Consider the following 18082-nt stretch of genomic DNA (forward strand, 5'->3'; position numbering starts at 1 on the left):
GCCTGATGCAGCAATCATCTGCACGACTCTCAACCGACGTCAAACTATGCGAAGTTCGGTTCGGGAGTTGCAGGCGAGTGAGCGTAGACACTTGCATATAATGTCCCACTTCGCCTGTAACGTTTCCTGCACGCGCCAGCCGAGCAACGGAGGACTTTATGTATAAACAGACCTTCACGCCTAGTAATGTCGAATCCGTTATCGCGCGGATGTCGCGCAACAATAATCACAGAGTGACGCAAAGTGCGTCAACCATGGTGAGTGCCAAAATTATCCGCGAGGCCGGGTTTTCGCGCGAAAAAATGAATGGGGCTTATCGTCTCGCCCAGATCGCTGTCGGCTTACAAAATTAGCTTCCATCTGTGCCGTACAACACCGTCTATTAGAAATTAACTGCCGACACCAACGATCTGGTTGGCGTGTTCGCATATATCATTTACAAGCGGCAAAAAGTTGACTTCTACAAATCGTTTACCGGGCGAATTCGTCATTGGCGCTTTTGTGTTCGGATACAAGTTCGGAGAACTTCAGCAAGGCGCCGAAAAGAAAGCCGGCCTCAACGTGACCCCGACTTTGCAGCTAGCTACTGTTCCGGCGCCGGCGAGGCCCGCTGCACAAGTCTCCGACTCTAAATGAAGTCGCGCTGTCCTGAACTTGCGCAGCTACGCGCGCCCTGTTAATCGGCGTGACGCTCGACCCAGGTGGCGAATGCATCGACGAATCCCTGCAGGAACTTCTTGGTCGATTCGTTGTTGAGGGTGTCGCCATCGAACTGGTTGCCGACGTTGCCGACGTACGCTTCCGGCTGCTGCATGGCCGGCATGTTGAGAAATACCAGCGACTGGCGCAGGTGGTGGTTGGCGCCGAAGGCCGCGATAGCGCCTGGCGACACGCTGACCACGCCGCACGGCTTGCCGCTCCAGGCGCTCTGGCCGTACGGGCGCGAGCCGACGTCGATGGCGTTTTTCAGCACACCCGGCACCGAGCGGTTGTACTCGGGGGTGACCCACAGCACGCCGTCGTATTTCTTGATGGTGCTGCGGAACTCGGTGTAGACCGGCGGCGGGTTGTCGTCGTCGTCCTGGTTGTACAGCGGCAGATTGCCGATCTCGATGATTTCCATTTCCAGCTGCGACGGCGCCAGCAGCATCATCGTCTTGGCGACCTTGCGGCTGAACGATTCCTTGCGAAGGCTGCCAACGATAACTGCGATCTTGCGAGTGGCCATGACGTGTGTCCTTTCGGGAGCGATGAGCGGGCGGGATGCTGATATCTTTGCATCTTTTGCCACATCGGCGCGCACGCGTGTCCGGCGGCCCAGCGAGCAGGACAATTTATCAGCAAACAATACCGGGATAGGTTAGAGTCTTCCTGGCCGCCATGGCCTTCACGGTATTCTGGAATTCACAATGACAACATATCTGCCCGCCTTGATCTGGATGCTTTCTTCCTTCGTTTGCCTCTACATTGCCAAACGCCGCCACCTGAAACAAACGGCGCTCAAGTCAATGGCGGTTGCCGTGGCCGGCCCGTTCGCGTTCCCGTTCGTGCTGGCGGCGAAGCCACGGCAGTTCAACCAGGCCTAGGCGCTCCGCCGGCCGCAGCGCCGGCAACCGCATCGGCCTGCCAGCCGCCGCCGAGCGCCTTGTACAGCGACACCGTCGCCTGCAGACGCTTGAGCTTCAACAGCCCCAGGTCGTTCTGCACATCCGACAGCGCACGCTGGGTGTCGAGCACCGTCATCAAATCCTCGGCGCCGACGCGGTAGCGGATCTCGGCCAGATCGAACGCCAGCTTCGCCTCTTCCAGTTCGACAGTCTTGAGCTTGCGCTGTTCATCGAGGCTGTGGATCTGTCCGAGCACGATGCCCACTTCGGCCAGCGCGCCAAGCACCGCGGCGCGATACACCTGCACCAGTTCCTGCTTGCGCGCGATGGCGATGTCGCGCTCGCGCTTGAGGCGGCCGGCGTCGAAGATCGGCGTCATCAACGAAGCGCTGACGTTGGCTACCAGGTTTGGCGCATTCAGCAGCGACAGCAAGGCGCTACTCTGCGCGCCAAGAGCGCCGGTCAGGCGGATATTCGGAAACAGCGCCGCGCGGGCGACGTCGACGTTGGCGTCGGCTTCGGCCAAGCTGGCTTCGGCGCGGCGAATGTCGGGCCGGCGCGCCAGCAGTTCGGACGGCAGGCCAGGCGTCACATGCGGCAGCGAGATGGTATCGAGGCCGTGATCGGCGACCTTGAATGTCTGCGGCGCGCGGCCCAGCAAGATCGCCAGCGCCGACTGCGCCTCGCGCTGCTGCTGCAGCAACTCGGGAATGGCGGCCTGCTGCCCCGCCACCACCGATCGCTGGCGCGCCAGGTCCAGTGGCGAGGCGGCGCCGGCGCTGCGCTGCGCCTGCACCAGCTTGAGTACGTGTTCGGCGTTGGCGACATGCGCGCGCGCGCTGGCCAGGCGGTCGTGCAGCGACAGCACCTGCAGGTAAGTCGAGACGATGGCGCTGGTGACGGTAAGCTCGATGGTCTGGCGGTCGTCGCGGTTGCCTTCGAGCGAAGCGGCGGCGGCGGCCACGCTGGCCTTGTTCTTGCCCCAGAAGTCGACCTCGTAGGCGATGTGCAACTGGCCGCTGGCCGACGTGCTGGTGCTGCCGCTGCCTAACGGCAGCGAACGGTCCGAGCCGCTGTAGAAATCCACCGTCGGCAGCAAGGCCACGCCGGCGATGCGCGCCTGCCCTTCGGCCTGGCGCAAGCGCGCCAGCGCGGCGGCCAGTTCGAGGTTGCCGGCCTGCCCGCTTTCGACCATGCCGGACAGTTCGGCGCTGCCAAAGCTGCTCCACCAGTCGCGGTCGGGCCAGGCGCGCGCCTGCGCCGTTTCGCCGGCGCTCCAGCCGGCCGGCAGCGCCACTTTCGGCGGCATTGACCCGACGCGCGCCGCCGGCGCGCAGCCGGCCAGCACGGCGCATGCCGCGGCGATCAGGCCGACCGCGCGCATCGTCAAGGCGCCGCCGCGATCGACTTCGATGGCAGCGCGGCAGGCGGCGCCGGCACCGGTCCGACCAGCACCTGGTCGCCCTCGGCCAAGCCGGAGAGCACCTGCACTTCGCGCGCATTACGCATGCCGATCTTGAGCTTGCGGCTGCTGAAGCGCTGCTTGCCATCGACCAGATTGACGCTGTAGGCGCCGGCGGCGTCCGGCGCGCCCAGCGCCTTGACCGGCAGCAGCAGCGTGTTCTGCGCCTGCGCAACGACGAACTGCACCTGCGTGCTCATGCCGCTCATCAGGTCGTGGTTGGTGTTGTTCACTTCGAACAGCACGATGTAGAACGTCTGCTTGCCGTGTTCGGCGCTGCCTTCGGCCGGCACCGGCAGCACCTGGCGCAGTTTGCCGCTCCAGTGGCGGCCCGGATAGCCGGGCGTGGTGAACGTCGCCTGCATGCCCACGCGCAGGCGCGTGACATCGTTTTCGGCCACGCGCGCGGCCACCGTCAGCTTCGACAGGTCGGCAATGCGCATCAGCGGCGCCGCCGGCTGGCTGGTGCTGACCATCTGGCCGACGCGCGCGTTGAGGCTGACGACGGTGCCGGCAATCGGTGCGAGCACCTGCGTTTGCTGGCGGTTCTCTTCTTCTATCTTGAGGGTCGCTTCGAGCTGGTGGATCTGGGCGTCGATCGCGTCGACCCGCGCCCTGGCCGACGACAGCGCCATGCGGCTCGATTCGAATGCATCCTCGCGCGTGGCGTTCTGCGCCTTGAGCTGGGTCTGGCGCTTGAACTGCAGTTCGGCGAAATCGAGCTGGGCGCGCTGGTCGGCCAGTTCGGCGCGCATGCGCGCCATCTGGGCGCGGTTGTTCTCGACCTTGGCCGGCTGCAGCGTCGGGCTGATCTCCACCAGCAGGCTGTTGGCCTTGACCATATCGCCGACGGCCACCGTGACGTCCTTGACCTGGCCGGCGACCTGCGCGTAGGCGTCGGCGTACTGGAACAGCTGCAATTTGCCGGCCGCGCCGATGGTGTCCTGGATGTCGCCGCGCTGCACCGTGACGGTATCGAGTTTGACCGAGGCGACGGGCGCGACGACGACTGCGGCGGGCGCGCGCGCCGGCACCGGCTGCTGCAGCACTTGCGCCAGCACGACGCTGCCGCTGAGGATAATCACCAGCGACAGCGCGACGGACGCGCCACGTCGGCGCAGCGGATGATCGGCAGACAGCGCCTTGGCTTGTTTTGTACGCATTGTTACCACATCGAAAATAAACACCACAGTATACCCATTTAGAGCTCGTATCGTACTAAGACTGCGTACTGTGATGATGCTTAATGTTGTCACATGATCCAACTCTGATGACAATGTCAGGAAGCATGAAACCTGGAATTTGACTAATTGCACCGACCGTTCACTAACGGACGGGCCCACTGTCGATACAGCCCGGCACCTCGACCCAATCTTCAAAAAGAGCGAAATTTACCGTGTCTTTTTTCCAGTTTCAAACTCATGGAAAGGCTCTAGCATCTTTCGTATGTGTTCAATATTCTCAAGCCATTTTTTCAATTCTCTCGGCGGCTGAATCTTTCGCTCAATCTCTTCGGCGGTTTCAATTATCCTCTTTGCGCTATCGATCGCTTCTAATTCACCTTTCAGTTTACTTAAACCATCAACGGAATTTGAGTGTCGCATCGCATCCGCAACCGATTTTGTTGGGGAAGCTAACATCTTCATTTTCTCAACAGCGTCAATAATTTCTCGAACTTCGCTTACCGCCGAATACGGGCGCGTATGGGACGACGTAACATTCCAGTTCATACCCTCCGACGACCCAGATCTAAGATGCCGGTCGCGAACGGTGTTGGTCGATATAAACCGAGGATTATTGTCAGTATTAAAAAACACTCCGCTCTTCGTCTGACGCGTCGCCCCTCGCTCCCTGTTCAGATTAGCGGACTGTACAAAAGCGACTTCCAAACCAAAAAAATTACCAATTTGATTAAGACTTTCAATCGTGGGATTGCCAATTCCCTGTTCGATCTCTTTAATAACCTTCGCGCTTACGCCCCGATGCTTCGCAAACTCAGATTGTGTGAGCCCGGAAATCTTGCGCATTCGCTTGACGGCATGTTGCAGGCTAACCTCGCCGCGATCAATTTCGGCATATAGTGTCGCCCGTTGATCGCGCGCCATATCTTTGTCGATCGGCTTTCTACGCTTGTCCATGCTCACACCTCCAATTCCATCAACTGCCGAGTTTGAACTGCGATAGGCATTTGCAAGTATTCAATAACATCTCGATCTACGCCTGCAGCTTCCATATGGGCGTTTAGCTCCAAAAGTGCTGCTCCAAAGTCCCTCAAGGCTTTGACAATAGCGATAGATTCGTCACTCTCAAAATTAAGACATTGAATCACGTCAGCCCACTGTGTTAACTCACGCCCGGTTTCAGGATGATACCAACGTGCGGCTCGACTTATACCTTCAGGGTCCATATACATGGGCGCAAAGTCGAAAAGAGGGGTGAGTTGAATTGCACCTTCAACGATCTGCACTGCTGTATTTCTCGCATGATTATCAGTATTTCGCATCGCAATGTTTAACACATCACGCTTCAAAAACTCGATGGTTTCGGCCGTTTTATTCGCGACCACGTGTCTCAGCGCACTTAACAGATCGAATTGAGTTGGGCGCGCATCGAACCCGACAACACCCGCGATCGAAGCTGCACTTTCCTGATGGAGCCGCGATACTTTTCCAAACTGCACTATACGATCGAATCTGGGCACAAACAGCATATCGTCATGGTGCGCTACTGTGCCGTACGTACGGATACCCAACGCTTTCGCAACCCGCATATAGGCCGCCTCGTTACGCAATAACTTCCTGTCGGCCTCTGCTTTTCCTCGCGGGAGCTTTACAATAAAGTGCTCAGCAGCGCTTTCATCGGGGACTGCTCCATCCGCATGCCATAAGCCCCTGATGTCTTTAGTTAGCAGATATTTCGGAGCAGCGCCTTGCACTCCAGTAGTCCCAGCTGCGAGCATGCCATGGACCAGCATTCGCTCAATGAACGTCTCACTCTTTTCAAGAATATCTTCAAGTGTGAAACCCTGGTCCATACCTTGTGGATCATGCCGATCAATATGTTGAAAGAAGTACTCCGTTGCTTCTCTCACGCGGATTCTGCCAATTGGGTTAAAAGCGCCAGCGCAGATGAGTGGAAAGTCAGCGCTGGGACCATCTGCAATCTTAAGCTGAGAAAGCAAGTACTTTCGACCATTACCTTGTGGAATAAGGTCGTACAAAAACGCAGGCCATTCGTCAAGGACGTGCCGCACAGCGTCAACTGGATATGCGAGCGAAACTGGCTGACTCTTTGCATCAAACGCATAATCGAGATCGTATTCGAACACTGCTGAGCCAATCGCAGGATTCTTGCCTAGCGTTTGAACAGTTATGGCAGCACAATCTACCCAAGTGTTATCCAAAAATATTTGTATGTGGCATTCCATAATATTCCGCGAGTTGGGTGTAGCTCTTTAGCAGTTCTCGTAACCAGCGACAAACAAACCCATGACGATTTGATGAGGTGAAGCCCAAGAAGTTCGAAGAATTCGTCCCTTATAAGGGGTCAAATAGTGGATTTTGTGAGGATACCATACATGTGGATTCGACCGTGAACGCTCGGCATTGCTGATCGAGAGCTGCGAACACCACTAAGCGGTAGCGAACCGATTTCAGCCAGACTCCACTGCTTAGGGGACCTGAACCGTGAACTTACCTCGACAGTCTGGCAAGAAAGGACTCTGAGTAGGGGCCGTTCTGTTGAATCTCAATTGAGGGGGTGGTTCTGCTTGCATACCGACAACGCCGAAAACGCGCCTTTAGTTTGAGCTTAATTGGGGCGACAGAACTGAAAGATTCGCTCAAGGGCCACTGCTTGAACCTTTCCCTTTCAAATCCTTCCGCGGCGGAACGCGGCCAGGAATTTTTTAGCGGCCGCGTTAGTCAGCACCACAACCGGATCGCCATGGTAGGCATACAAGAACTGTGGCCCGCCGAGGCGGTCGGTCAGCTTGGCCGACAGCAGGAATTTGGTCCCGGCCGGATACACGGCCGGATCGCACAAACGGCGCGAGCACTGCACCGGCAAGGACGGCGCGAACGCCTGCCCCGCCATCGGCCGGATCCGCAATGCGCCGCTGCGCGGATCGATCACGGATTCGACCGCCACCTCGCGGTATGCCCAGGTGTCGCGCGCCATCGCCTTATGCCTTCGCCGCCGCGGGCGGCGTGCGCACCACGTGGTCTTCGCGGATCGGCAGATTGATCAGCGCAGCGCCGATCGCCAGCACGATGTCGGCGTACCACATCCACGTGTAGTCGCCGAAGCTGACGAACGACAGCCCGCCCAGCCAGGCGCCGAGGAAGCCGCCGACCTGGTGCGACAGCAAGGTCAGGCCGAACAGTGTCGACAGGTAGCGCATGCCGAACAGCTTGCCGACCAGGCCGGCCGTCGGCGGCACCGTCGCCAGCCACGTGAAGCCGAGCGCCGCGGCGAACACGTAGAAAGTCATCGGCGTTTTCGGCGCCAGCAGGTAGATCACGATGATCACCGCGCGGCTGGCGTACATCAAAGCCAGCAGGGACTTCATGCGATAGCGGGTCGACAGGAAGCCCGCAGTCAGGCTGCCGGCGATGTTGAAAAGGCCGATCAGGCCAAGCGCGGTGGCCGACACGCCGGCCGACAAGCCGCACAGTGCCACTTCGCCCGGCAGGTGGGTGACCAGGAAGGCGATGTGGAAGCCGCAGGTGAAAAAGCCGGCGTGAAGGAACAGGTAGCTGGGGTCGCGCAGCGCGATCTTGATCTGCTTGCCAAGGCCCATGCCGGGCGCTTCGACCGGCTTGACGGCGGGTGCGCCGGCCACTTTCTTGATGCCGGCGCCGCGCCGCAGCGGCCACGCCAGCGGGATCGTCAGCAAGGTGGTGACGGCCATCGTCATCATCGCGGCGATCCAGCCGGCGCTGCTGATGATGGCTTGCATGAGCGGGGCGAACACGAACTGGCCGAACGAGCCGCCGGCGTTGATGAAGCCGGCCGCGAACGGGCGGCGCGCCGCCGGCAGGCGCTGCGCGGTGGCGCCGATCAGGATCGAGAAGCTGCCGGCACCGGCGCCGGCGGCGCTGAGAAAGCCCATCGTGAACAGCAGGCCCCATTGCGAGGTGACGAACGGCGTCAGCGCCAGGCCGGCGGCGAGCATCAGCGCGCCGAGGACGATGACCTTGGCCGAGCCATACTTGTCGGCGACGGCGCCAAATATCGGCTGCGCCGCGCCCCACATGAACTGGCCGACCGCCAGCGCGAAACTGATCGAGGCGATGCCCAGGCCCGTCGAGGTGTTAATCGGCGACATGAACAGGCCGGTGGTCAGGCGCGCGCCCATCGTGATCATCAGGATCGCCGACGCAGCGAGGATCAGCAGCCAAGCGGCGCGTGGCGTCATTTCAGTCTGGGTGGGCATGCTGCAGATCCTCGATCAGTGGGGTCAGTTGGATTAGGGTGGCGTCGAGCTGCGCGTGCAGGCTGCGCACGGCGTCGTGGCCGAGCAGGTCTTCGAGCGCGCTCTGGGCGGCGCGCCAGGCGACGAACGCCTCCTCGACCTTGGCGCGGCCGGAGGGCGTGATCGTGACGATGCGCTGGCGGCTGTCGGCGCCGGCTTCGAGCGTGACCCACTGCGCCTCGATCAGCGGCTTGAGATTGCGCGTGAGCGTGGTGCGCTCGGTGCCGAGCCGGTCGGCCAGTTCGGCCACCGGCAGCGCTTCGCGCGCGGCATTGGTGAGCAAGGAATACTGGGTCGTCTTCAGGCCGACGGTGGCCAGGTGCTGGTCGTAGATGCGCGACATGCTGCGCGTGAGCTTGCGCAGCTTGAAGCAGGTGCAGCCTAGGAGCTTGTCGGTGGGATCGGGCATATGGGTGCAGTTACACTATTGTTTCAATAATTATAGTGTAGATGCACGCATATGGAAGGGAATTATTTTGCCGGCGTTCGGGTGACCCGAACAAATGGGGTCCCCGCGCACACGCGGGGACCCCATTTGTTCGCAACGCCAGCGCAGTATGATTACGCCGCCGGCGCCTTGATCAGCATGCAGATCGCCTCGGCCGCCATGCCCTCCTCGCGCCCCAGGTAGCCGAGCTTTTCGTTGGTCTTGGCCTTGATGTTGACCTGTTGCGGCGACACGCCGATGTCCTCGGCGATGCGCGAGATCATCTGGGCGATGTGCGGCGCCATCTTCGGCGCCTGGGCGATGATGGTGGCGTCGATGTTGCCGATGGTGTAGCCGGTGGCGACGACGCGGTGCGCCACTTCGCGCAGCAAGGTGCGCGAATCGGCACCGGCGAACATCGGGTCGGTATCGGGGAAATGCTTGCCGATGTCGCCCAGCGCCGCCGCGCCCAGCATCGAGTCGATGATGGCGTGCAGCAGCACGTCGGCGTCCGAATGGCCGAACAGGCCCAGCCGGTGCGGGATGGTGACGCCGCCGATAATCAGTTTGCGGCCCTCGACGAGGGCGTGGCAGTCATAGCCCGTTCCGATGCGGAACGGTGGTGCGGGGTTGTAGGATGCAAGTGCCATGTCGGTTCACAGTAAATAGGTTAAGGCGCAGCCAGGTACATCTCGGCGATCGGGATGTCCCGCGGCAGCGTCACTTTCAAATTACGAGGATGTCCCTCCACCAGCAGCGGTGCGTGGCCGAGGGCCTCGATCGCACTGGCGTCGTCGGTAACGGCGGCCGCGTCGGTAGCGGCCGCCAGCGCCTCGCGCAACAGGCCGAGGCGGAACATTTGCGGCGTCTGGGCCAGCCACAGGGCGTCGCGCGAAATGGTGGAAAGGGCGCCGGCGGCGGCGCGCTTGACGGTGTCGACCACCGGCAGCGCCAACAGGCCGCCGACCGGATGGACGCCAACTTCTAAAATGAGTTTGTCGATCAGGACGGCGTTCAGGCCAGGGCGCGCGGCGTCGTGCACCAGCACCCAGTCGCTGTCGCGCACCGGTTCGGCCATCGCGGCCATTGCGGCCAGGGCGTTGCGGATCGATTCCATGCGGGTGGCGCCGCCGCAGCGCAGCACCGTCACGCCGTGGCCGGGGGCGACCGCGTCGATCTGCGGATCGCCTGCGCTGACGACGACGAAGGTGTGGCTGATGCGCTCGCTGGAGAGGAAGGCGTCGAGCGTGTGGCGCAGCATCGGCTTGCCGCCGAGGTGCAGGTATTGCTTCGGTCCGTCCGCTGCCATCCGGGCGCCAACGCCGGCGGCGGGGATCAGTGCAAAGTAACGAGGTGCTTGGCTGTGCATGCTTATCTTTTGTTTCGTTTCGGCGGACCGACAAGTAACTGTACCTCACCTGCGCAAACTTTGCTCAAGCGGGCGTACTCCTGCGGCGAGTCAATGGCGGCCTGTAAACGTTCTACTTTCGCCATCTCATTTTTAATGTACGGCATCCAGCCGCCGTCCATTTCCTGTTCCAGCAATCGCTTCGCCTGGCCAGCCGGCGCGTAGATTGGTTGCCCTGCGAAACGCGTTTTCAACGCCGCGCGCACTAACCTATCCACTTTCGGCAAATGCTCCAAGTAGGCTTTGAGGTGGCGCATTTCATGCGCAAGAATTTGCTGATATGCGCAAGTTCCCGGCAAGAATTCCCGGCCGACATATATGACGATGGGCTGGTAGGCCAGCGTGACGGCGATTTTCGGCGCAACGCACTCCGACCTGGTTGCGGGGTCGGTCAGGATGGCGCCGTCGAGCGCAAACGAAATGCGCGACTCGGTGCGCGTGAGGCCGAGCACAAAGCTGGCGCCGCTGCCCTCCTGCTTCATGCGCGTGAGCGCGCGAAACGGCACCGAGTTGTCGATGCTGTAGCCATTGTCGCGGCTGGTGAGCGTAACGACGGCCGCGCCGATGGTATCTTCGCAACGCGCCTGGAACGGCGTGCGCGCGCTCCAGGCGGAAGACGACCAGCACAGTGCCGCGACCAGCAACAGCCGTTTCATGGCGGCGTTCAGCCGGGCGACCAGCGCCCGTCGAGGATTTTTTCGAGCCAGAACGTGCCGATCACCGTCTTGACGTCGGTGACTTCGCCGCTCTTCACTTTTTCGAGCATCTCCGGCACACTGGCGCGGAACGTTTCGAGGAACTCGCCGTCATCGAGCTGCGCTTCGCCGGCGGTGAGGTTGCGCGCCAGGTACAGGTCGAGGTGCTCGTCCGAGTAGGCGATGGCGTTGTGGATGGTGCAAAGGAAATGCCAGTCGGTCGCAGTATAGCCGGTCTCTTCCTGCAGCTCGCGCTTGGCGCATGCCAGCGGATCTTCGCCCGGGTCGATCTTGCCGGCCGGGTACTCGATGAAGACGCGGTCGAGCGGGTAGCGGAACTGGCGCTCGAGCAGCACGCTGCCGTCTTCGAACAGCGGCAGGATGACGACCGCGCCGGGATGGCGGATGAACTCGCGGTGGGTCTCGGCGCCGTCGGGCAGCGCAATGCGGTCGCGCGTGACTTTCAGGAAGCCGCCGTCATACGCCAGTTTGCCGTCGAGACGGGTTTCCTTCAGATGGGTATCCATGCTGCCTCCTGTACCTGCGCCAACTGGAAAGGATCAGTGGTGGCGCTTGCGCAAGTAGCGCACCACGAAGCCGGGAAACGCCAAGGTGATAAACAGCGGCACGGTCAGCATGTAGAACTCTTTCGACTGCTCGAACACGCTGCCGATGCGCCCTTCCAGCAAACGCGCCAGCAAACCGACAACAAAATACAGCACCACCAGTTCCAGCAGGCGCACCCACAGCGGCTTGTCGCGGCCCAGCGGAATGACACCGAACACCGACTCATTGAAAAATGGCAGGTTGGCGAGCACCAATGCAACGGCAATCACCAGCCAGCTTGCTAACGATACATCCATCCTTAGCCGCCCAGTGTCTTGCTCATCGCGTTCATGCAGGCGCCGAGCAGCGCGCCCGGCACCAGGCCGAGGGCGACGATGGCGATGCCGTTGACCGACAGCGCTACGCGCATGTCGAGCGGCACGGCGATCAAGGAAGCGTCGACCGGCTCGTCGAACCACATCGTCTTGACCACGCGCAGGTAGTAGAACGCGCCGATCAGCGAGAACATGACCGCCACGACTGCCAGCCAGACCTGGCCGGATGTGACGACTGCCTGCAGCACCGACCACTTGGCCATGAAGCCCATCATCGGCGGCACGCCGGCCAGCGAAAACATCAAGATCGTCATGACGATGGCGAACCACGGGCTGCGCTTGCCTAGGCCCTTGAAGTCGGTCAGTTCTTCCGCTTCGAAACCGGCGCGCGCCAGCATCATGATCAGGCCGAAGCTGCCCAGGGTGGTCAGCACGTAGGTGATCGAGTAGTACATGCCGGCGCTGTAGGCCGACACGGCATTGCCTGAATCGGCGCCGACCACGCCGGCCGCGAGGCCGAGCAGCACGAAGCCCATCTGGGCGATGGTCGAATACGCCAGCATGCGCTTCAGGTTGGTCTGGGCGATCGCCGTCAGGTTGCCGACCGCCAGCGAGGCGACGGCGAGCACCATCAGCATCTGCTGCCAGTCAATCGCCATCGGCAGCAAGCCTTCCACCAGCAGGCGGATGCAGATGGCGAACGCGGCCAGCTTTGGCGCGCCGCCCAACAGCAGCGTGACCGCCGTCGGCGCACCCTGGTAGACGTCCGGCACCCACATGTGGAACGGCACGGCGCCCAGCTTGAAGCCGAGGCCGGCGACCATGAAGACGATGCCGAACACCATGATGGTCTTGTTGACGGTGCCGGAAGCGGCGACGCGGGCGATTTCGGTGATGTCGAGCGAACCGGTGGCGCCGTACAGCATCGAGATGCCATACAGCAGGAAGCCGGACGACAGCGCGCCGAGGATGAAGTACTTCATCGCCGCTTCAGTCGACACGGCGTGGTCGCGGCGCAGCGCCACCAGCGCGTACAGCGCCAGCGACATCAGTTCGAGGCCGAGGTAGATGACCAGCATGTTGTTACCGGAGATCATGACCATCTGGCCGAGCAGCGAGAACAGCGCCAGCACGTAGAATTCGCCGCCAAGGTTCCCGGACAGCATGCCGCGCTCGGTGGCGTACTGGCGCGAGTAGATCAAGGTGATACCGGTGGCCAGGTAGGCGAACAGCTTGAGCAGGTTCGACATCGGGTCCGACACGAACATGTTGGAGAACGTGTAGACGGTGGCGCCGGCGTTGTAGTCGGCCCAAGTCAGCACGCCGCAGCCGGCCAGCGCCGCCAGCGACAGGTAGTAGGCCATCGAACGCTTCGACAGGAACATGTCGATCAACAGGATCGCGGATGCCGCGACCATCAGGAAGATTTCGGCGTAGACCGGAATCAGGTTGGGGTTGGTCATTTGATTCATTTTTCGATCTTATGGCAGTTTGCTGACGGCGACATGCTGGAGCAGGTCGGCCACCGAGGTTTGCATCGTATCGGTGAACGGCGCCGGATACAGGCCCATCCAGATGACGGCGATGGCCAGCACGGCGAACATGAAGAACTCGCGCTTGTTAATGTCGGTCAGTTCGGCGACATGCTTGTTGCCGACCGCGCCGAACACGACGCGCTTGACCATCCACAGCGAATAGGCGGCGCCGAAGATCAGCGCGGTGGCGGCCAACAGGCCAATCCAGAAATTGAACTGGACGGCGCCGAGGATGACCATGAACTCGCCGACGAAACCGGACGTCGCAGGCAGGCCGCAGTTGGCCATCGAGAACAGTACGAAGAAGGCGGCGAACTTCGGCATGCGGTTGATCACCCCTCCGTAGTCGGCGATCTCGCGCGAGTGCATGCGGTCGTACAGCACGCCGATGCACAGGAACATCGCGCCGGAGATGAAGCCGTGCGAAATCATCTGCACGATACCGCCCTGCATGCCCATCGGGTTGAAGATGAAAAAGCCGAGGGTGACGAAACCCATGTGCGCGATCGACGAGTAGGCGACCAGTTTTTTCATGTCCTTCTGCACCAGCGCAACGAGGCCGATGTAGATTACCGCGATCAGGGACAGCGTGATCATGAAGCCGGCCAGGTAGTGGCTGGCGTCAGGGGCGATCGGCAGCGAGAACCGCAGGAAGCCGTAGGCGCCGAGTTTGAGCATGATGGCAGCCAGCACCACCGAGCCGCCGGTCGGCGCTTCGACGTGGGCGTCCGGCAGCCAGGTGTGGACCGGCCACATCGGCACCTTGACGGCAAACGCCATCAGGAACGCCAGGAAGATCAGCACTTGTTCCTTCATCGTCAGCGGCAGCTTGTGCCACGTCGGAATGTCGAAGCTGCCGCCGGCCTTGTTGTACAGGTAGACGATGGCGATCAACGTCAGCAGCGAGCCGAAGAAGGTGTACAGGAAGAACTTGAACGCCGCATACACCCGGTTGGCGCCGCCGAACACGCCGATGATGATGAACATCGGGATCAAGGTCGCTTCGAAGAAGAAGTAGAACAGCAGGCCGTCGAGCGCGCAGAACACGCCGACCATCAGGCCGGACAGGATCAGGAACGAACCCATGTACTGGGCGACGCGCGTCTCGATGACCTGCCAGGCCGAGATGACGACGATGACGGTGATGAACGCCGTCAGCGGCACGAACCACAGCGACAGGCCGTCGATGCCGAGCGCATACATGATGTTGAAGCGGCCGATCCACGGCGTGCTTTCGACGAACTGGAAACCGTGCGCGGCATTGTCAAACAGCTGCACCAGCGGAATGGTCGGCAGGAAGCTGACGATGGCGGCGACCAAGGTGAACCAGCGGGTCAGGCCCGGCTTGTCGTCGCGGCCGATGGCCAGCACCACGCAGCCGAGGATGATCGGGAGCCAGATCGCCAGGCTCAGGTACGGAGGGAAAGTAGACTGCATCATTTTTCGTTGTCTTTGCGGATCTGATTAAGCGTGCCAGAACGGGAAGAAATACAGCAGCGTACCGAGCACGCCAAGGATCATCACGAACGCATAGTGGTAGATGTAGCCGGTCTGGGCGGTTCGGACGACGGACGAGAACCAGCCCACCATCTTCGCGCTGCCGTTGACGACCAGGCCGTCGATGAGGCCCTTGTCGCCGACATTCCACAGGCCGTTGCCGAGCATGCGCGCGCCGCCCGAGAACACCACATCGTTGAACTTGTCCATGTAGTACTTGTTGTCGAGCAGCGTGTGGACCGCGCGGAACCTGGCGTAGAACCAGGCCGGCACCCGCGGGTTGACCAGGTAGCAGTAGTAGGCCAGCGCGACGCCGGCAAACGCCATCCAGAACGGCATCGTCTGCAGGCCATGGATCGCCATCGCGGCGGCGCCGTGGAATTCGTCGCGCAGCACTTCCATCGCGCGGTGGTTCTCGCCGACGAAGATGACGTTCTTGAAGAAGTCGCCGTGCAGCATCGGGCCGATCGTCAGGTAGCCGATCAGCACCGACGGGATCGCCAGCGCGACGAGCGGGAACCAGACCACGAATGGGGACTCGTGCGGCTTTTCGCCGGGAGCTAAGCCATGGTGGCCGTGCGCGTCTTCTTCCTCTTCGTGGTGCGCATCGGAGTCGTGGGCATGTTTATCGTCATGGCCATGGTCATGGTGCTGCGGCTGGCCGAAGCGTTCCTTGCCGTGGAAGACGAGGAAGTACATGCGGAACGAGTAGAAGGCGGTAACGAACACGCCGATGACCAGCGCCCAGTAGGCCACCGGTGCGAAGCCGAGATTGCTGGCGTGCACCGCTTCGATGATCGAGTCCTTCGAATAGAAACCGGAGAACAACGGCGTGCCGATCAGCGCGAGCGAACCGAGCAGCGACGTGATCCAGGTGATCGGCATGTACTTGCGCAGGCCGCCCATGTTGCGGATGTCCTGGTCGTGGTGCATGCCGATGATGACCGAGCCGGCGCCGAGGAACAGCAGCGCCTTGAAGAACGCGTGCGTCATCAGGTGGAACACGGCGACCGAGTACGCCGACGCGCCGAGCGCGACGGTCATGTAGCCGAGCTGCGACAGGGTCGAGTAAGCGACGACGCGCTTGATGTCGTTCTGGATGATGCCCAAAAAGCCCATGAACAGCGCGGTGATGGTGCCGATGACCATGACGAAGGTCAGCGCCATGTCGGACAGTTCGAACAGCGGCGACATGCGCGCGACCATGAAAATGCCGGCGGTAACCATCGTCGCGGCGTGGATCAGTGCGGAAATCGGCGTCGGGCCTTCCATCGAGTCAGGCAGCCAGACGTGCAGCGGGAACTGGGCCGACTTACCCATCGCGCCGATGAACAGGCAGATGCAGGCAACGGTGAGCAGCATCCAGTCCGAACCGGGCAAGGTCAACAGGGCCAGCGCATCGCGCTTGGCGAACACTTCCTGGTAGTTCATGGTGCCGGCGTAGGCGAGCAGCAGGCCGATGCCGAGGATGAAGCCGAAGTCGCCGACGCGGTTGACCAGGAAGGCCTTCATGTTGGCGAAGATCGCCGTCGGGCGGGTGTACCAGAAACCGATCAACAGGTACGACACCAGACCGACCGCTTCCCAGCCGAAGAACAGCTGCAGGAAGTTGTTGGCCATGACCAGCATCAGCATCGAGAACGTAAACAGCGAGATGTACGAGAAGAAGCGGTTGTAGCCTTCGTCATCCTTCATGTAGCCGATCGTGTAGATGTGCACCATCAGCGACACGAACGTGACCACGCACATCATCATCGCCGACAGCGAGTCGATCTGGAAGCCGACTTCCATCTTCAAGCTGCCGACCGTCATCCAGTTGTAGATGGTGCCGTTGAAGCTGGCGCCGTCCAACACCGCCAGCAAGGTCTGCACCGACAGGATCAGCGCGACCAGCACGCCAAGGATGCAGGCCGCGGTCGAAATCTTGCGGCCGACCACGTTGCCGAGAAATTTGGTGCCGAGCAAACCGGCGATCGCCGCGCCGGCCAGCGGTGCGAGAGGAACCGCCAGAAGGAGGTTAGGGTTGAGAATTTGCCCCGCCATGTTGAACCTTAATCGTTATTTATTTAAGTGTTGAATCTGAACCTGAAAGGCTTAGCCCTTCAGGCTGTCCAGGTCTTCCACATTGATCGTATCTACATTTCGGAACAGAACCACCAGGATCGCGAGGCCGATTGCCGATTCGGCGGCCGCCACGGTCAGGATGAAGAACACGAAGATCTGCCCTGCCGCGTCGCCCAGGTAATGCGAGAAGGCGATGAAGTTCAGGTTCACCGCCAGCAGCATCAGTTCGATGGCCATCAGCAGGATGATGATGTTCTTGCGGTTCAGGAAGATGCCGACGATCGAGATCGCGAACAGGATCGCGCCCAGGACCAGGTAGTGTGCGAGCGATAAAGTCATTTTGTCTCCTTGGCGGCGTCAGGGGCGACGACAGCGGCGGCTTCGGCAGCCTTCAGTGCGGCCGCGGTCGATGCGGCGTCCAGCGCCGGCTGGTCGATCGATGCCATCTTGACGATGCGCAGGCGGTCGTTACGCTTGACGCGCACGGCGTCGCCCGGGTCGAACGCCTTGGTGTCCTTGCGCTTGCGCAGGGTCAGGGCAACGGCGGCGATGATCGCCACCAGCAGGATCACGGCGGCAATCTCGAAGCCGTAGATGTACCTGGTGTAGATCAACAGACCCAGTTCCTTGGTGCCGCCGATGTTGGCCCCAAGCGCGGCAGGCTGCTGCTCGAACGTCAGGAAACCGCGCCACAGCACGGCGGCCATCTCGAGCACGATCAGCGCGCCGATGCCGGACGCCAGCGGCAGATAGCCCCAGAATCCTTCGCGCATGCGGTCGACGTTAATGTCGAGCATCATGACGACGAACAGGAACAGCACCATCACGGCGCCGACATAGACGAGCACCAGCACGATGGCGAGGAACTCGGCCTTGAGCAACATCCAGATGCCGGCGGCGTTGAAGAACGCCAGCACCAGGAACAGCGCCGCGTGCACCGGATTGCGGGCGGTAATGACGCGTGTGGCGGCGATGATCATGATCACCGAGAACGCGTAGAACAAGAAAGTTTTAAAATCCATGGCTAACC

Annotated in this window: 20 protein-coding genes; 2 read left to right on the plus strand and 18 right to left on the minus strand. The window is 61.2% G+C overall.

Annotated features, from left to right (window positions below):
- Nucleotides 1-158: 158 nt before the first annotated feature.
- Nucleotides 159-353: a hypothetical protein gene (locus CR105_RS27815; protein WP_131021720.1), complete on the plus strand. Its 195-nt coding sequence runs from the start codon at nucleotides 159-161 to the stop codon at nucleotides 351-353.
- A gap of 323 nt (nucleotides 354-676) precedes the next feature.
- Here the strand turns inward: CR105_RS27815 and CR105_RS14535 are convergent, their stop codons facing one another.
- Nucleotides 677-1228 (minus strand): NADPH-dependent FMN reductase, encoded by a 552-nt coding sequence (locus CR105_RS14535; protein ID WP_099789227.1) that lies wholly within the window; start codon nucleotides 1226-1228, stop codon nucleotides 677-679.
- A 181-nt stretch (nucleotides 1229-1409) separates the two neighbouring features.
- On the opposite strand from CR105_RS14535, the gene CR105_RS28350 reads away from it, so the two are divergent.
- A complete protein-coding gene (locus tag CR105_RS28350; protein WP_180288200.1) occupies nucleotides 1410-1586 on the plus strand; it encodes a hypothetical protein in 177 nt (58 codons plus the stop codon).
- Here CR105_RS28350 and CR105_RS14540 read toward each other — a convergent pair.
- The 17 genes from CR105_RS14540 to CR105_RS14620 form a co-directional block, all read right to left on the minus strand.
- Entirely contained in the window at nucleotides 1573-2991 is a 1419-nt protein-coding gene (locus CR105_RS14540; RefSeq protein ID WP_099789229.1) for an efflux transporter outer membrane subunit, read from the minus strand. The genes CR105_RS28350 and CR105_RS14540 overlap by 14 nt on opposite strands.
- 2 nt (nucleotides 2992-2993) lie before the next feature.
- Nucleotides 2994-4232, minus strand: a complete 1239-nt coding sequence (locus CR105_RS14545; RefSeq protein WP_099789481.1) for an efflux RND transporter periplasmic adaptor subunit — start codon at nucleotides 4230-4232, stop codon at nucleotides 2994-2996.
- 228 nt (nucleotides 4233-4460) lie between these two features.
- Nucleotides 4461-5207, minus strand: coding sequence for a helix-turn-helix domain-containing protein (locus CR105_RS14550; RefSeq protein ID WP_099789231.1), 747 nt, complete (start codon nucleotides 5205-5207; stop codon nucleotides 4461-4463).
- Between the two features lie 2 nt (nucleotides 5208-5209).
- Nucleotides 5210-6496, minus strand: a complete 1287-nt coding sequence (locus CR105_RS14555) for a type II toxin-antitoxin system HipA family toxin (RefSeq protein WP_099789233.1) — start codon at nucleotides 6494-6496, stop codon at nucleotides 5210-5212.
- Nucleotides 6497-6939: 443 nt separating this feature from the next.
- Nucleotides 6940-7248, minus strand: a complete 309-nt coding sequence (locus CR105_RS14560; RefSeq protein ID WP_099789235.1) for a hypothetical protein — start codon at nucleotides 7246-7248, stop codon at nucleotides 6940-6942.
- A gap of 4 nt (nucleotides 7249-7252) precedes the next feature.
- Nucleotides 7253-8506, minus strand: coding sequence for an MFS transporter (locus CR105_RS14565; RefSeq protein ID WP_218968701.1), 1254 nt, complete (start codon nucleotides 8504-8506; stop codon nucleotides 7253-7255).
- The gene (locus tag CR105_RS14570; RefSeq protein WP_099789239.1) at nucleotides 8490-8954 is read right to left on the minus strand and encodes a MarR family winged helix-turn-helix transcriptional regulator; all 465 of its coding nucleotides are present in this window, start codon (nucleotides 8952-8954) and stop codon (nucleotides 8490-8492) included. Before CR105_RS14570 ends, CR105_RS14565 begins: the two co-directional genes overlap by 17 nt.
- Nucleotides 8955-9106: 152 nt before the next feature.
- Nucleotides 9107-9622, minus strand: a complete 516-nt coding sequence (gene ispF / locus CR105_RS14575; protein ID WP_099789241.1) for a 2-C-methyl-D-erythritol 2,4-cyclodiphosphate synthase — start codon at nucleotides 9620-9622, stop codon at nucleotides 9107-9109.
- Nucleotides 9623-9642: 20 nt separating this feature from the next.
- The gene (gene ispD / locus CR105_RS14580; protein ID WP_099789243.1) at nucleotides 9643-10341 is read right to left on the minus strand and encodes a 2-C-methyl-D-erythritol 4-phosphate cytidylyltransferase; all 699 of its coding nucleotides are present in this window, start codon (nucleotides 10339-10341) and stop codon (nucleotides 9643-9645) included.
- A gap of 2 nt (nucleotides 10342-10343) precedes the next feature.
- Nucleotides 10344-11036 carry a hypothetical protein gene (locus tag CR105_RS14585; RefSeq protein ID WP_099789245.1) on the minus strand — a complete coding sequence of 231 codons (693 nt, stop codon included), beginning with the start codon at nucleotides 11034-11036 and terminating at the stop codon, nucleotides 10344-10346.
- 8 nt (nucleotides 11037-11044) lie between these two features.
- Nucleotides 11045-11602, minus strand: a complete 558-nt coding sequence (locus CR105_RS14590; protein ID WP_099789247.1) for an NUDIX domain-containing protein — start codon at nucleotides 11600-11602, stop codon at nucleotides 11045-11047.
- A 33-nt stretch (nucleotides 11603-11635) separates the two neighbouring features.
- Entirely contained in the window at nucleotides 11636-11938 is a 303-nt protein-coding gene (locus CR105_RS14595; RefSeq protein WP_099789249.1) for a DUF2818 family protein, read from the minus strand.
- 2 nt (nucleotides 11939-11940) lie between these two features.
- Nucleotides 11941-13419, minus strand: a complete 1479-nt coding sequence (gene nuoN / locus CR105_RS14600) for an NADH-quinone oxidoreductase subunit NuoN (protein WP_099789251.1) — start codon at nucleotides 13417-13419, stop codon at nucleotides 11941-11943.
- An 18-nt stretch (nucleotides 13420-13437) separates the two neighbouring features.
- A complete protein-coding gene (locus CR105_RS14605; RefSeq protein ID WP_099789253.1) occupies nucleotides 13438-14931 on the minus strand; it encodes an NADH-quinone oxidoreductase subunit M in 1494 nt (497 codons plus the stop codon).
- Between the two features lie 24 nt (nucleotides 14932-14955).
- On the minus strand, nucleotides 14956-17031 hold the full coding sequence (gene nuoL / locus CR105_RS14610) for an NADH-quinone oxidoreductase subunit L (RefSeq protein WP_099789254.1): 2076 nt from the start codon (nucleotides 17029-17031) through the stop codon (nucleotides 14956-14958).
- 51 nt (nucleotides 17032-17082) lie between these two features.
- Nucleotides 17083-17391: an NADH-quinone oxidoreductase subunit NuoK gene (gene nuoK, locus CR105_RS14615; protein ID WP_099789256.1), complete on the minus strand. Its 309-nt coding sequence runs from the start codon at nucleotides 17389-17391 to the stop codon at nucleotides 17083-17085.
- A complete protein-coding gene (locus tag CR105_RS14620; protein WP_099789258.1) occupies nucleotides 17388-18074 on the minus strand; it encodes an NADH-quinone oxidoreductase subunit J in 687 nt (228 codons plus the stop codon). The genes nuoK and CR105_RS14620 overlap by 4 nt, the downstream gene beginning before the upstream one ends.
- Nucleotides 18075-18082: the final 8 nt, after the last annotated feature.

Origin of the sequence: Massilia eurypsychrophila (genome assembly GCF_002760655.1) — a bacterium.
In the GTDB taxonomy this organism is placed as follows: Bacteria; Pseudomonadota; Gammaproteobacteria; order Burkholderiales; family Burkholderiaceae_D; genus JAFCUW01.

Excerpts from the sequence above, each read along its gene's own strand:
- CR105_RS14570 (WP_099789239.1), bottom strand. The coding sequence starts at position 8,954 with ATGCCCGATCCCACCGACAAGCTCCTAGGCTGCACCTGCTTCAAGCTG.
- CR105_RS14620 (WP_099789258.1), bottom strand. The coding sequence starts at position 18,074 with ATGGATTTTAAAACTTTCTTGTTCTACGCGTTCTCGGTGATCATGATC.
- CR105_RS14560 (WP_099789235.1), bottom strand. The coding sequence starts at position 7,248 with ATGGCGCGCGACACCTGGGCATACCGCGAGGTGGCGGTCGAATCCGTG.
- CR105_RS14555 (WP_099789233.1), bottom strand. The coding sequence starts at position 6,496 with ATGGAATGCCACATACAAATATTTTTGGATAACACTTGGGTAGATTGT.
- nuoN (WP_099789251.1), bottom strand. The coding sequence starts at position 13,419 with ATGACCAACCCCAACCTGATTCCGGTCTACGCCGAAATCTTCCTGATG.
- CR105_RS14590 (WP_099789247.1), bottom strand. The coding sequence starts at position 11,602 with ATGGATACCCATCTGAAGGAAACCCGTCTCGACGGCAAACTGGCGTAT.
- CR105_RS14545 (WP_099789481.1), bottom strand. The coding sequence starts at position 4,232 with ATGCGTACAAAACAAGCCAAGGCGCTGTCTGCCGATCATCCGCTGCGC.
- ispD (WP_099789243.1), bottom strand. The coding sequence starts at position 10,341 with ATGCACAGCCAAGCACCTCGTTACTTTGCACTGATCCCCGCCGCCGGC.
- CR105_RS14585 (WP_099789245.1), bottom strand. The coding sequence starts at position 11,036 with ATGAAACGGCTGTTGCTGGTCGCGGCACTGTGCTGGTCGTCTTCCGCC.
- CR105_RS14605 (WP_099789253.1), bottom strand. The coding sequence starts at position 14,931 with ATGATGCAGTCTACTTTCCCTCCGTACCTGAGCCTGGCGATCTGGCTC.
- CR105_RS14595 (WP_099789249.1), bottom strand. The coding sequence starts at position 11,938 with ATGGATGTATCGTTAGCAAGCTGGCTGGTGATTGCCGTTGCATTGGTG.
- CR105_RS14550 (WP_099789231.1), bottom strand. The coding sequence starts at position 5,207 with ATGGACAAGCGTAGAAAGCCGATCGACAAAGATATGGCGCGCGATCAA.
- CR105_RS14565 (WP_218968701.1), bottom strand. The coding sequence starts at position 8,506 with ATGCCCACCCAGACTGAAATGACGCCACGCGCCGCTTGGCTGCTGATC.
- CR105_RS14535 (WP_099789227.1), bottom strand. The coding sequence starts at position 1,228 with ATGGCCACTCGCAAGATCGCAGTTATCGTTGGCAGCCTTCGCAAGGAA.
- nuoL (WP_099789254.1), bottom strand. The coding sequence starts at position 17,031 with ATGGCGGGGCAAATTCTCAACCCTAACCTCCTTCTGGCGGTTCCTCTC.
- CR105_RS28350 (WP_180288200.1), top strand. The coding sequence starts at position 1,410 with ATGACAACATATCTGCCCGCCTTGATCTGGATGCTTTCTTCCTTCGTT.
- CR105_RS27815 (WP_131021720.1), top strand. The coding sequence starts at position 159 with ATGTATAAACAGACCTTCACGCCTAGTAATGTCGAATCCGTTATCGCG.
- nuoK (WP_099789256.1), bottom strand. The coding sequence starts at position 17,391 with ATGACTTTATCGCTCGCACACTACCTGGTCCTGGGCGCGATCCTGTTC.
- ispF (WP_099789241.1), bottom strand. The coding sequence starts at position 9,622 with ATGGCACTTGCATCCTACAACCCCGCACCACCGTTCCGCATCGGAACG.
- CR105_RS14540 (WP_099789229.1), bottom strand. The coding sequence starts at position 2,991 with ATGCGCGCGGTCGGCCTGATCGCCGCGGCATGCGCCGTGCTGGCCGGC.